General features: G+C 61.9%; 12 protein-coding genes. 3 read left to right on the top strand and 9 right to left on the bottom strand.

The window, feature by feature from the left end; all coding sequences use genetic code 11:
• Nucleotides 1-172: 172 nt before the first annotated feature.
• From fabA to fabI, 3 genes are all read left to right on the top strand, one after another.
• Nucleotides 173-691, top strand: coding sequence for a 3-hydroxyacyl-[acyl-carrier-protein] dehydratase FabA (gene fabA / locus NKH04_RS00475; RefSeq protein WP_352470073.1), 519 nt, complete (start codon nt 173-175; stop codon nt 689-691).
• 122 nt (nt 692-813) lie between these two features.
• The gene (gene fabB / locus NKH04_RS00480) at nt 814-2,034 is read left to right on the top strand and encodes a beta-ketoacyl-ACP synthase I (RefSeq protein WP_023676911.1); all 1,221 of its coding nucleotides are present in this window, start codon (nt 814-816) and stop codon (nt 2,032-2,034) included.
• Between the two features lie 13 nt (nt 2,035-2,047).
• Nucleotides 2,048-2,860: an enoyl-ACP reductase FabI gene (fabI, locus tag NKH04_RS00485; RefSeq protein ID WP_352613887.1), complete on the top strand. Its 813-nt coding sequence runs from the start codon at nt 2,048-2,050 to the stop codon at nt 2,858-2,860.
• Nucleotides 2,861-2,896: 36 nt separating this feature from the next.
• Here the strand turns inward: fabI and NKH04_RS00490 are convergent, their stop codons facing one another.
• The 9 genes from NKH04_RS00490 to NKH04_RS00530 form a co-directional block, all read right to left on the bottom strand.
• Nucleotides 2,897-3,910 carry a class I SAM-dependent methyltransferase gene (locus NKH04_RS00490; RefSeq protein WP_352969657.1) on the bottom strand — a complete coding sequence of 338 codons (1,014 nt, stop codon included), beginning with the start codon at nt 3,908-3,910 and terminating at the stop codon, nt 2,897-2,899.
• Between the two features lie 89 nt (nt 3,911-3,999).
• The gene (gene pnp, locus NKH04_RS00495) at nt 4,000-6,147 is read right to left on the bottom strand and encodes a polyribonucleotide nucleotidyltransferase (RefSeq protein WP_353043912.1); all 2,148 of its coding nucleotides are present in this window, start codon (nt 6,145-6,147) and stop codon (nt 4,000-4,002) included.
• Nucleotides 6,148-6,555: 408 nt separating this feature from the next.
• Nucleotides 6,556-6,867: a 30S ribosomal protein S15 gene (gene rpsO, locus NKH04_RS00500; protein WP_280940423.1), complete on the bottom strand. Its 312-nt coding sequence runs from the start codon at nt 6,865-6,867 to the stop codon at nt 6,556-6,558.
• 140 nt (nt 6,868-7,007) lie between these two features.
• A complete protein-coding gene (gene corA / locus NKH04_RS00505) occupies nt 7,008-8,102 on the bottom strand; it encodes a magnesium/cobalt transporter CorA (RefSeq protein WP_353043913.1) in 1,095 nt (364 codons plus the stop codon).
• Between the two features lie 133 nt (nt 8,103-8,235).
• Entirely contained in the window at nt 8,236-9,189 is a 954-nt protein-coding gene (truB, locus tag NKH04_RS00510; protein WP_352770775.1) for a tRNA pseudouridine(55) synthase TruB, read from the bottom strand.
• A complete protein-coding gene (rbfA, locus tag NKH04_RS00515; RefSeq protein WP_352613883.1) occupies nt 9,189-9,614 on the bottom strand; it encodes a 30S ribosome-binding factor RbfA in 426 nt (141 codons plus the stop codon). The genes truB and rbfA overlap by 1 nt, the downstream gene beginning before the upstream one ends.
• 104 nt (nt 9,615-9,718) lie before the next feature.
• Nucleotides 9,719-10,291 carry a hypothetical protein gene (locus NKH04_RS00520; RefSeq protein WP_352681238.1) on the bottom strand — a complete coding sequence of 191 codons (573 nt, stop codon included), beginning with the start codon at nt 10,289-10,291 and terminating at the stop codon, nt 9,719-9,721.
• Nucleotides 10,292-10,307: 16 nt separating this feature from the next.
• A complete protein-coding gene (gene infB, locus NKH04_RS00525; RefSeq protein WP_352613882.1) occupies nt 10,308-12,875 on the bottom strand; it encodes a translation initiation factor IF-2 in 2,568 nt (855 codons plus the stop codon).
• Nucleotides 12,872-13,522 carry an RNA-binding protein gene (locus NKH04_RS00530; RefSeq protein WP_352455116.1) on the bottom strand — a complete coding sequence of 217 codons (651 nt, stop codon included), beginning with the start codon at nt 13,520-13,522 and terminating at the stop codon, nt 12,872-12,874. Before NKH04_RS00530 ends, infB begins: the two co-directional genes overlap by 4 nt.
• Nucleotides 13,523-13,528: the final 6 nt, after the last annotated feature.

Consider the following 13,528-nt stretch of genomic DNA (forward strand, 5'->3'; position numbering starts at 1 on the left):
CTGGACGTGTCCTGACATATATTCTGTCGACCGAATGCGATCAATAGCGCGCATTGACCCGGGCAGACGGGCAGGTTAAGCGCAAACGCCGGTTTCCGGCCTGAAACAGATTGTGTTAGGAAACCACCGACAAGGGCGCCTTTCGCCCGGGACGATCACGGGGACGAGATTGATGGCGGATCCGAAATCCAGCTACGGTTACGAGGAATTGCTTGCCTGCGCCCGCGGCGAGCTGTTCGGACCGGGAAATGCGCAGCTGCCCTATCCGCCGATGCTGATGTTCGACCGCATCACCGAGATCAGCGAGACCGGCGGTGCGTTCGACAAGGGTTTCATCCGCGCGGAATTCGACATCAAGCCGGATTTGTGGTTTTTCGCCTGCCATTTCATCGGTAATCCGATCATGCCGGGATGCCTGGGCCTGGACGCCATGTGGCAGTTGACGGGGTTCTATCTCGGATGGCTCGGTGAACCCGGCAAGGGGATGGCGCTGTCGACCGGTGAGGTGAGGTTCAAAGGCATGGTCACGCCTTCGGTCAAGAAGGTGGAGTATGGCGTCGACTTCAAGCGCGTGATGCGCGGTCGGCTTGTGCTGGGCATCGCCGATGGCTGGCTGAAGGCAGATGGCGAGCCCATATACGCGGCAACGGATCTGAAGGTCGGTCTGTCCAAGCAATCGGCCGCCGTCTGAACGAAGACCCTACAGTACGACGTCTTGGACGTCTGATGAACGCTGTAGCACTTTAATTTTGCGCATGGTTCCATTCCGGAAATTGATTTCAGGTTCGGGGTCGGCGCTGGAAGGAGTTGCGAATGAGACGGGTCGTAGTCACAGGTCTCGGCATCGTGTCGTCGATAGGCAACAATGCCAACGAGGTGCAGACCTCGCTGCACGATGCCAGATCCGGCATCAGCTTCTCCGACTCTTTCGCCGAGCATGGCTTCCGTTGCCGGGTGTGGGGTGCGCCGACGCTGGACCCATCGGGCATGATCGACCGTCGCGCCATGCGCTTCCTGTCGCAGGGTGCTGCCTGGAACCATGTCGCAATGGACCAGGCGATCGCAGACGCCGGCCTCGACGAGGCCGACATCACCAATGAGCGCACCGGTATCGTGATGGGCTCCGGCGGACCGTCGACCCGTGCAATCGTCGAGGCGGCCGAGACCACGATCAAAAACGGCAGCCCCAAGCGGATCGGGCCGTTCGCGGTGCCAAAAGCGATGTCGTCGACCGCGTCGGCGACGCTTGCCACCTGGTTCAAGATCCACGGCGTCAACTATTCGATCTCATCGGCCTGCTCGACGTCTGCGCATTGCATCGGCAATGGCTACGAGCTGATTCAGTGGGGCAAGCAGGACATCGTCTTCGCCGGCGGCCATGAGGATCTCGACTGGACGATGTCGGATCTCTTCGATGCCATGGGCGCCATGTCGTCCAAGTTCAACGACAGGGCGTCGGTCGCCTCACGCGCCTACGACGTCGATCGCGACGGTTTCGTCATTGCCGGCGGCGCCGGCGTGCTGATTCTTGAAGAGCTCGAGCATGCCAAGGCACGCGGCGCCAAGATCTATGCCGAGATCGTCGGCTATGGCGCGACATCGGACGGCTACGACATGGTGGCGCCGTCGGGCGAAGGCGCGGCGCGCTGCATGAAGCAGGCGCTCGCAACGGTGTCCTCGCCGGTCGACTACATCAATACGCACGGCACCTCGACGCCGGTCGGCGACTCCAAGGAAATGGGCGCCATCCGCGAGGTGTTCGGCGAGAAGATGCCTTTCATCACGTCGACCAAATCGTTAACCGGCCATTCTCTGGGCGCCGCCGGCGTGCAGGAATCGATCTACTCGATCCTGATGATGCAAGGCGGCTTCATCGGCGAGAGCGCCCACATTGAGAACCTCGATCCGGAATTCGAGGGCATGCCGATCGTGCGCAAGCGCATCGACGATGCAAGGATCGACACCGTTTTGTCCAATTCGTTCGGTTTCGGTGGCACCAACGCAACGCTGATTTTCCAGCGCTATTCCGCATAAGGATTTGCCGATCATGGACGGATTGATGAAGGGCAAGCGCGGGCTTGTCATGGGTGTTGCCAACGATCATTCGATCGCCTGGGGTATCGCCCGCAAACTGTCCGAACATGGCGCGGACCTCGCCTTCACCTATCAGGGCGAGGCCTTCGGGCGCCGGGTCAAGCCGCTCGCCGAGAAATTGGGCGCATCCCTGGTGGTGCCTTGCGACGTCGAGGACAGCGTGTCGGTCGCCGCGACTTTCGAGACTTTGGGGAAGGCGTGGGGCGGGCTGGATTTCGTCGTCCATGCCATCGGCTTTTCCGACAAGAACGAGCTGAAAGGCCTCTACGCCGACACGAGCCGCGACAACTTCATCCGCACCATGGTGATCTCCTGCTACTCCTTCACCGAGATCGCCCGTCACGCCGCCACATTGATGAAGGATAGCGGTTCGATGGTCACGCTGACCTATGCCGGTTCGGTCCGTGTCATGCCGAACTACAACGTTATGGGTGTCGCCAAGGCGGGGCTGGAGGCCAGCGTCCGCTATCTCGCCAACGACTACGGCCCGCGCGGCATCAGGGTGAACGGCATATCGGCGGGACCGGTACGGACGCTTGCGGGCGCCGGGATTTCCGACGCACGCCACATGTTCTCCTACCAGCAGCGCAACTCGCCGCTACGCCGTACAGTGACGATCGATGAAGTCGGCGGCTCCGCGCTCTATTTGCTGTCCGACCTGTCCTCCGGCGTCACCGGCGAAATCCATTATGTCGATTCCGGCTATCACATCGTTTCCATGCCGACGCTTGACGAATTGAAGCAGACCGACGGCGGGCGGGAATAGCGCGAGCGACGTATCGCCGGCTTGCCCCGCAGGATTTCAGCGTCGCGCCGATAAGACCTTGAACATGCCGTCGCGGGCGAGCTCCGCATGGCTGGAGAAGGCGGCCGCCAGCACCGGTTCGTAGGGAAGCTGGCGGTTTGCCACCATGAACAGCCGGCCGCCGGGCTTCAGCGCCTTGCCTGCCGCGCGGATCATGCCGGCACCGATTTCCGGCTCAGTCGCCCGGCTGCGGTGAAAGGGCGGGTTCATGACGACCACGTCGTAGCGGCGCTCGACCGGTTCGCTCAACAGATCTATCCAGAAGAAACGTGGCTCCACGCCTGTGTTGCCGACATTGGCCTTGGCCGCCTCCAGCGCCTCGAAATCCGCTTCGTAAAGGTCAAGCGCCGATATGCCGGGTGAGCGGGCGGCGACTTCGGCGGCGACATAGCCCCAACCGGCACAGAAGTCCGCAACGCTGCCACGCAGATCGTTGGGCAGATTTTCGACTAGCAGCTTCGATCCGGCATCGATCTTGTCGAAGGAAAACATGCCTGGGGCCGTGCGGAAGCGGTCCTCGACCACCAAGTCCGGATTGGCGGCGCGAAGCGTTGCCGCGGCAACGGTATCGGCCGGCCGGCGAAACCAGAAGGCAATGCCGTGATGCTTCGGCAGGTGGCCTTCGAGCGGCACAAGGGCGCCGACATGCTTGCGCAGGCTGGCGATTCCATCGTCCTTGCTGCCGGCGACGACGATCAACCCGCCTGGTGCTGCGCGTTCGACCGCTTCGGCAACGCGCAACTCGTTTTGGCCGCGATGGCGGCCAGCGAGCACAAATGCCGCGTCGAAAGCCTCGCCTTCGACCTGCGGCGTGACCGCGAAGCCAGACGCCTGCAAGGCGCGAAAGTGCGGCCTGAAGCCTTGGACAAGATGAAGCTTGGCATCAAAACTTTCCGGCAAACGAAAGCCGGGCTCGGCACCGAGAAAGAGTATGCGTTCATCCTTTCGTGGCAGGGAGACAGCACCGGCCCCGAACGGATGGAAAAGCGTTTTCAGCGGCTCGGCGGACATTCACCACTCTTGAACTGCAAGGCTGTTGTTGAAACGCAAACGGGCGCGACCTTCCGGCGCGCCCGCTTCGATTGCATAGTTAGATCAGCTTAGGCGGCGTTTTCTTCGCCTTCGCTCTTCTTGTCGCGCACGATTTCCTTGCCGGTGGCCTGGTCGACGACCTTCATCGACAGGCGGACCTTGCCGCGCTCGTCGAAGCCCATCAGCTTGACCCAGACCTTGTCGCCTTCCTTGACCACATCGGAGGTCTTGGCGACGCGGTCATTGGCGAGTTGCGAGATGTGGACGAGGCCGTCACGCGGACCGAAGAAATTGACGAAAGCGCCGAAGTCGGCGGTCTTGACGACCGTGCCTTCGTAGATTTCACCGACTTCCGGCTCGGCGACGATGGTGTGTATCCACTTCTTCGCCGCCTCGATCTCCTTGGCATTGGCCGAGGCGATCTTGACGGTGCCGTCGTCCTCGATGTTGATCTTGGCGCCGGTCTTTTCGACGATCTCGCGGATGACCTTGCCGCCCGAGCCGATCACGTCGCGGATCTTGTCGGTCGGGATGTGCATGACCTCGATGCGCGGCGCGAACTCGCCGAGCTCGGCACGTGCGCCGGACAGCGCGTGGGCCATTTCGCCGAGAATGTACTGACGGCCATCCTTGGCCTGGTCGAGGGCGATCTTCATGATCTCCTCGGTGATGCCCTCGATCTTGATGTCCATCTGCAGCGAGGTGATGCCGTAGGCGGTGCCGGCAACCTTGAAGTCCATGTCGCCGAGGTGGTCCTCGTCGCCAAGGATGTCGGAGAGCACGGCGAAGCGCTCGCCTTCCTTGATCAGGCCCATCGCAATGCCGGCGACCGGCTTGGCAAGCGGCACGCCCGCGTCCATCAGAGCCAGCGAGGTGCCGCAGACGGTAGCCATCGACGACGAGCCGTTGGACTCGGTGATCTCCGAAACGACGCGCAACGTATAGGGGAACTGGTCGGCGGTCGGAAGCATCGGCCGGATGGCGCGCCAGGCGAGCTTGCCATGGCCGATTTCGCGGCGGCCCGGCGAACCCATGCGGCCGGTTTCACCGACCGAATAGGGAGGGAAGTTGTAGTGCAGGAGGAACTTCTCCTTGTACATGCCGGTCAACGAATCGACATACTGCTCGTCCTCGCCGGTGCCGAGCGTGGCGACGACCAGCGCCTGGGTCTCGCCGCGAGTGAACAGCGCCGAGCCGTGCGTACGCGGCAGGACGCCGACTTCCGAGACGATCTTGCGGACCGTCTTCAGGTCGCGGCCGTCGATGCGCGAGCCGGTGTCGAGGATGTTCCAGCGCACGACCTTGGCCTGGAGCTCCTTGAACACGGTGCCGATCTGTTCGGACGTGTATTTGGCCTCTTCGCCTTCTGCCGGCGCGAACGCGGTCTTGACCTTGGCCTTGACGGCGTCGACGGCGGCATAGCGCTTCTGCTTGTCGGTGATCTTGTAGGCATCGCGAAGCTCGCCTTCGACGATCTTGAGCATCTCGGCTTCAAGTGCGGAATAGTCCGGCGCGTTGAAGTCGCGCGGGTCCTTTGCCGCGACTTCAGCCAGCTTGATGATCGCGTCGATCACCGGCTGGAAGCCCCTGTGGCCGAACATGACGGCGCCGAGCATAAGGTCCTCGCCGAGTTCCTTGGCTTCGGACTCGACCATCAGCACGGCGTCGGCGGTGCCGGCGACGACCAGGTCGAGCTTCGATTCCTGCATCTCGTCGACATGCGGGTTGAGCACATATTCGCCGTTGATGTAGCCGACACGGGCGCCGCCAACCGGGCCCATGAACGGCACGCCGGACAAGGTCAGGGCGGCGGAGGTGGCGACGATCGACAGGATGTCCGGGTCATTTTCAAGATCGTGCTGGACGACGGTGACGACGATCTGGGTGTCGTTCTTGTAGCCTTCGGCGAAGAGCGGGCGGATCGGGCGGTCGATCAGGCGGGAAACCAGCGTTTCCTTCTCGCTCGGACGGCCTTCACGCTTGAAATAGCCACCCGGGATCTTGCCGGCGGCGTAAGTCTTCTCCTGGTAGTTGACCGTCAGCGGGAAGAAATCGAGGCCGGGTTTCGGCTCTTTCATCGAGACTACGGTGGCGAGAACCTTGGTTTCGCCGTAGGTGGCCAGCACCGCGCCATCAGCCTGACGCGCGATCTTGCCGGTTTCGAGAATGAGCGGACGGCCGCCCCATTCGATTTCGACTTTGTGGTAATTGAACATGTCTTGTCCTTCGTATGCGGAAAGGGCCGCGCCGTTTCAGCGTGCGCGGATGCCCCTTTCCCTTGGCTTCCTTTCTCGGGCAGCCACGGGCAAGACAACGGGAGGCTCGGCTTATTCGGCGCGGTGCCGCACGAGCGTCCTGCAATCCTGCCCCATGACCGTCCATGGGCGGTTTCGAGTAGCCCTCTGCTGTTTCGAAACCGGGTTGGCCAATCGATCCGACTGGCCTTGCGCGTGAACCCGAAAACCAGGTTTTCGGAAAGTATCCTGCGCAAATCTAAACTTCAGAGCGTCCTTTGCGCGTCCAAACCGGTGCGCGGCGCTCTGCTTTCTTCATTGGAGCCTCGGATGATCCGATGCTCCAATGCGCGACCGGCGGGCTCTCGAAAGAACCCGCCGGTCAATTCGTCAACGGCGCAGACCGAGCTTCTCGATCAGCGTCTGATAGCGCGCGTCGTCCTTGCGCTTGAGATAATCAAGCAGGCTGCGGCGCTGGGAAACGAGAGCGAGCAGACCACGGCGGGAATGGTTATCCTTCTTGTGGTCCTTGAAATGATCGGTCAGGTTCTTGATGCGCTCCGAAAGGATGGCCACCTGGACTTCCGGAGACCCGGTATCGCCCTTGGCGGTTGCGAATTCGCCCATCAATTCCTTCTTGCGTTCGGCAGTAATCGACATCGTGTTTTTCCTTGTCTGTTTGAGGAAACGGGACGCCCTCAGCCGGGATGTCGTCCAGCAGGGGCCGGTGCAAGCAACGCGTCAAAGCGCGAAGCTGCGGCGCATATAGTGCAATTCCGACAAAAAGGCCAGCCCAATTCACAAGCCGGCTTTTTGCTGCATAAACGGGCACTTCCGCCTAGTCAGAGCCATTTCTTCCATTTGAAGTACGCAAAGAGCCCGACCGCAACAAGCGCCATGAAGACGAGCGACAGGGGATAGCCGTAATAGGCTTTCAGCTCCGGCATGTTCCAGGGCGAGGTGTCGGGGTCGAAATTCATGCCCCATACGCCGACGAGAAAGGTAAGCGGCATGAAGATCACCGAGACGATGGTCAGATAGCTGATGACGTCGTTGGTGCGCGCCTGGCTGAGCGACAAGTGCATCTCGATCAGGCCGGTCAGCATGTCGCGCTGGGTTTCGACCAGTTCGATCAATCGCAGCGAATGATCGAGCGTGTCGTTCAGGAATATCTTGGTTTCGGCCTTCACATAGGGCACGTCGTTGCGGATCATGGTCGCCAGCGCATCGCGCATCGGCCAAAGCACGCCCTTCAGCACATTGGCATCGCGCCGCAATTCATGAAGCTGCCGCATCTGATGCTTGTGCGCCTGGTTCAGCATCTGGTCCTCAATGCTGTCGACCAATTCGCCGGCAGCCTCGATCGGCGGGAAATAGCTGTCGACGATAGCGTCGATCAAAGCATAGGCGAGATAGTCGGCGCCGCGCGAGCGCAAGCGGTTGGGCACCGAGCTTGCGATCCGCTTGCGCACGGGATCGAACGGGTCGCCTTCGCGCTCCTGGAAGGTGACGACGAAGGTCTTGCCGAAGAAGACGGCGATCTGTTCGTAGCGATGCGCGGTGACATCGTCGATCATCCTGACGACGACAAAGGCATGGTCCTCGAAGAAATCCACCTTCGGCCGCTGGCCGGTGTTGACGACATCTTCCAGCGCCAGCGGATGCAGGTTGAAGATCCGGCCGATCTCCTCGATCAGCTGGATGTTGGCGAGGCCTGTGCAATCGAGCCAGATAACCGGCCAATTGTGGCAATGGGTGTTGACGTCGTCGATGCTGGCATTGTCGATGGTCTTGAACTTTTCGGGCGAGATCAATGTCAGCCTGAGCTCCGAGCGGCGTGCCGCCGGGTCGGCGATCAGCGTGCCCGGCGAAGCCCCGACGGGCGGCCGCCGTGTGTTGAGCACCGCCCGCTTCCTGCCCGTCTCAGCCTTTGCCATGTGCCCCCTCGAATGCAGCGTCGGTGCCGCGCATCCCTTCGGACGGCAAACGACGCCGTCGCCCTGTTGATTTAGCGCATGATCCTTTCCCAAAATAGAATCCGGTTGGAGATCATGCGCCGCGAGACAGCTGTTACCCGACAAAGACCCGCTTTGGCTTGAACATGCCTTGCTCGATGGCGCCGATGGCGACCAGCTTGCCGCGCGCGGTGGCGCAGGCCTCCTCCGCTTCTACCGGCGCGTCACGGCCGCGAATGATGACCGGATTGCCGAGGCGGATTTTGGTTGCCGCATCATCGCTGATCGCGACCTGCGGCAGGCATTCGAGCGCCGCGGCGGTGTCGACCAGAAGTGCATCGATGGCACCGAAGTCGATCGGCGCGTCTGCTGCTTGCGGCTCGCCCTGCTCGCCGAAGCGGGCGGCCTCCAACTCGGCCAGGGTAACGAAATCTTCCTGCGTGAACGGCTCGACCTCGACCCGCCGCAGCTCGGCGATGTGACCAAAACAGCCAAGGTCGCGCCCCATGTCGCGCGCCAGCGAGCGGACATAGGTGCCCTTGCCGCATTCGACCTCGAAGATGGTGCGATCTGCCATGTGCTCGACCAGGTCGAGCCGGCCGATCTCAACCTCGCGTGGCGGAATGTCGATCGTCTCGCCATCGCGGGCAAGGTCGTAGGCGCGCTCGCCGGCGATCTTGATCGCCGAAAATTGCGGCGGCGTCTGCATGATGACGCCGGTATATTTCGAAAGCAGCGCCCGTACGTCGGCTTCCGCCGGACGGCGGTCCGAGCTTTTGGTCGCCGGGCCTTCGAGGTCGTCGGTCGAACGCTCCTCGCCCCAGGCAACCGTGAAGCGGTAGACCTTGGCGCCGTCCTGGACGTATGGCACGGTCTTGGTCGCTTCGCCGAGCGCGATCGGCAGCATGCCGGACGCCAGCGGGTCGAGCGTGCCGGCATGGCCGGCCTTTTCCGCCTGGAACAGCCATTTGATCTTGGAGACGGCTTCAGTCGAGCCCATGCCGACCGGCTTGTCCAGTACCAGCCAGCCCGAGATCGGGCGGCCCTTCTTCTTACCGCGACGCGCCACTATTCGCTGTCCTTCCGGTCGTCTTTGTCTTTGTCGTCGGCGCTGAGATCGCGCGCCACTTCGGGCGAGTGCAGCAATTCGTTGATCTTCTGGAAATTGTCGTAGCTGGTGTCGAGCCGGAAGCGGAATTCCGGCATGTACTTCATCTGCCGCAGCGCGCCGGAGACGCGGCCGCGCACGAACTTCGCATGCTTGTTGAGCGCCTCGATCACCGCCCCGGCATCCTTGGCGCCGAGCGGCGAAACGAAGGCGGTGGCGATCTTGAGATCGGGCGACATGCGCACTTCCGAGACCGAAACCACCGTGTTCTCGATCAGCGGATCGAGGATCTCGCCGCGCTGCAAGGTCTCGGACAGCGCATGGCGCACCTGCTCGCCGACGCGCAGCATGCGCTGGGATGGGCCAGCCGTTGATGGTCTAGGCATGAAAATTCTTCCTTCGCGCGGGTTCGAACCGCCTCAAGCCGCCCACTTAGCGCTGTTGAACTGGCTTGGCTACCCTTGGGAACCTGCGTTAATTGGTCCTCATTCTATGACCGAGCGTCAGCTACCCAGATTTTTATTTTCGCAAGCGCATCGGCGGTAACGACATCTCTCGGGACAAAAACGAAACGGGTGCCGTCGTCAATAACGAAGAATAAATAATCGTGGCTGAGATGCATCCGTTCTATCTTTCGATTCTTTATCGAGCTCTCGTCCAAAAACTGGATAATATACCCGTCGAAAATCTTAACTGATTCAGCGATATTGCCAAGCTTCTTATTACCTGCCTTCCTTTTTAAAGGAACCAAAAAACTACGAGCTATTATTATATATATTGTCCCCATAGCAATTGGGGCCAGAGCGTAAATTGTCTCACTGGAAACCACGCCCTTTGCAAGGTACTCCAGCAGAGCGACGGCCAACGCAGATGTCCAGATAATCAAAAGAATTGCGGCTATCAAAATCAGCCAAGCAAGCCCTGTAAGAATCCAACGCCTGGATCGACCATACCTCAGATCGGAAAACGAACGCGCAGCACGTTTAAGCTGCGTATCATTTGTCTGGAAGGTATACTCCCATAGAGGGAACATACCTTCCAAATTTGGAACGTCCTGGCCCATATCGGTGCCAAGCGCTTTATAGTGTCCTGGTCACCATCTCGACGCGGAAGCACTCGATGACGTCACCGACGCGCATGTCCTCGTAGTTCTGGAAGGCCATGCCGCATTCCTGGCCGCCCGGAACTTCCGAAACCTCGTCCTTGAAGCGCTTCAGGGTCTTCAGCGTGCCTTCGTGGATGACGACGTTGTCGCGGATCAGGCGCACGCCCGCACCACGCTCGACCTTGCCTTCGGTGACACGGCAGCCGGCGATCTTGCCGACCTTGGTGATGTCGAAGATCTCGAGGATCTCGGCATTGCCGATGAAGGTCTCGCGACGCTCCGGCGAGAGCAGGCCGGAGAGCGCCGCTTTCACATCATCGACCAGATTGTAGATGATCGAATAGTAGCGGATCTCGATGCCTGCCGCAGCCGCGGCTGCGCGGGCCTGCGCATTGGCGCGAACGTTGAAGCCGATGATCGCAGCCCCCGAAGTTTCCGCCAGCGACACGTCGCTTTCGGTAATGCCGCCAGCCCCCGCATGGACGATGCGGGCGCGCACCTCGTCGGTGCCGAGATTGTCGAGCGCGGCGTTGATCGCCTCGATCGAGCCCTGCACGTCGCCCTTGATGACCAGCGGGAATTCCTTCAATCCGCTGGTCTGCAACTGCGACATCATCTGTTCAAGCGAGCCGCGCTGGCCGGCATGCCTGGCCACCGCCTTCTCACGCGCCAGACGCTGGCGATATTCGGTGATCTCGCGGGCGCGGGCTTCGTTGTTGACCACGGCGAAGCGGTCGCCGGCCTGCGGCGTGCCTTGCAGGCCGAGCACCTCCACCGGCATTGCCGGCGGCGCTTCCTTGACCTGCTCGCCGCGATCATTGACGAGCGCGCGTACCCGGCCCCATTCGTTGCCGGCGACGAGAATGTCGCCCGGCATCAACGTGCCGGTCTGCACCAGCACGGTAGCGACTGGGCCGCGGCCCTTGTCGAGCTGGGCTTCGATGACCACGCCTTCGGCGGTGCGGTCCGGATTGGCCTTCAGGTCGAGGATTTCGGCCTGCAGCAGGATCGCTTCGAGCAACTTGTCGAGATTGATGCCCTTGGTCGCCGACACCTCGACATCCAGCACCTCGCCGCCCATGGATTCGACGAACACCTCGTGGCGCAGCAGTTCCGAACGCACCTTCTGCGGGTCGGCGTCATGCTTGTCGATCTTGTTGATCGCCACAATGATCGGAACGCCGGCCGCCTTGGCGTGATTGATCGATTCGATCGTCTGCGGCATGACGCTGTCGTCAGCTGCCACCACGAGGATGGCGATATCGGTCGCCTGGGCACCGCGGGCACGCATCGCCGTGAAGGCGGCGTGGCCGGGCGTGTCGATGAAGGTAACCTTGTGACCGTTCTTCTCGACCTGATAGGCGCCGATATGCTGGGTAATGCCGCCGGCCTCGCCGGAGACGACGTTGGCATTGCGGATGGCATCGAGCAACGAGGTCTTGCCGTGATCGACATGGCCCATGATCGTTACCACCGGCGGACGCGGCCGCAGGTCCTCGGGACGATCGGCGATGTTGAACAAGCCCTCTTCGATGTCTGACTCGGCGACGCGGCGGACCGTGTGGCCAAATTCGGTGGCGACGAGTTCGGCCGTGTCGGCGTCGATGACGTCACCAGGCTTCAGGATCTGGCCCTGCTTCATGAAGAACTTGACCACGTCGACAGCGCGCTCGGACATGCGCTGCGCCAGCTCCTGGATGGTGATGGTTTCGGGCAGGATCACTTCACGCATGACTTTCTCGCGTGGCTCGTTATGCAACGCGCGCTTGAATTTCTCCTGACGGCGGCGCATCGACGAGAGCGAGCGGGCGCGCGCATCCTCGTCGGAAAGCGCCGAATTCAGCGTCAGCTTGCCGCGGCGGCGGTCTTCCTCGCCCTTGGTCGGTTTGGCCGGACGCGCCACTTCCGGCGTGACCAGACGGCGCACTGGTGCGCCGGCACCGGTCCGCTTCGGTTTGACCTCTTCCTCGTCATCGACTGTTGCCAGTTCGGCGGCGAGCGGCGCACGGCGGCGCGCCTCTTCCTCGGCACGGCGGCGGGATTCGGCCTCGGCTTGCAGCCGTGCCTCTTCCTCGGCCTGACGGCGAGCCGATTCCTCGCGCTCGCGGCGGCGGCGCTCTTCGTCCTCGCTGCGGCGCTTGGCTTCCTCGATGGCGCGCTGGCGATCCTCGACATCGCGGACCTTCGAGCCCTCGAGAGCCCGGCGGCGCGCTTCCATTTCCTGGCGCGACAACTCGTTCAGCACCATGCCGCCGCGTTCGACCGGCGGCGGAGGGGGAGGCGCCTTGGGAGCTTCCTGCACGGCAGGCGCTGCCGCGACCGGCTTCGGCGTGAAGACGGAAACAGGCGCTGCCGCCGGCTCCGGCTTGTCGCCGGGCAGCGAGAACTTGCGCTTCTTGGTCTCGACGACCACCGACTTGGTGCGGCCGTGCGAGAAGTTCTGGCGCACCGTGCCCTGTTCCATACCGGGGCGCTTCAGCGTCAAGGTCTTCTTCGGCGTAACACTCAGCGTCTTGTCGTCGCCCGATTTCGTATCGCTCATTCCATATCCTCTGCGGCATCATCTTCGTCAGCAACGGCCGCAAGCATTGCCAGATCGTCCGGGGAACCGCCCCGATATCGGTCGAGCGCAACCATGCGCTTCTGGACCGCCCTGCCCGCGTCTCCCGCGAGAACGGCAGCATGTATCACATTTGTACCCCCCAATGCCAAGCTCAACTCGGCCTCGGAGAAAAGTTTGTAAGCGCGGATCGCAGGCCCGCCAAGGTGGACGGTTGCCCGTCGCGCCTGGCTTATCTTGCGGACGCCATCGTCGGAAGCCTCGGTCGCGTGGAGCACGAAAAGTGCAAGTCCGCCGCGCACGGCGCTCTCGACCTTGGTTGCTCCGAGCGCTATGGCGCCCGCCTTGCGGGCCAGGCCAAGCATGCCCAGAGCGGACCTGGAAAGCAGCGCGTCGACCATGCCGCCAAGATCGGCCGGCACGCTCACCTGCGCCTTAAAAGCACGGGCAAACAGGTTTTTGGCCGCTGCCTTTTCTATATGTAGGCGGTCGGCCGTCACCCAGCAACCGCGGCCGGGCAGGTTTCTCTTGATGTCCGGAACGACGGCCGAATCCGGGCCGACGACGAAACGGATCAGTTCATCCGGTTCGGCTTGCCTGCGGGTGACGATGCAGGTGCGATCGTTCATCTCGTC

This window comes from Mesorhizobium sp. M1365 (assembly GCF_040317865.1).
In the GTDB taxonomy this organism is placed as follows: domain Bacteria; phylum Pseudomonadota; class Alphaproteobacteria; order Rhizobiales; family Rhizobiaceae; genus Mesorhizobium.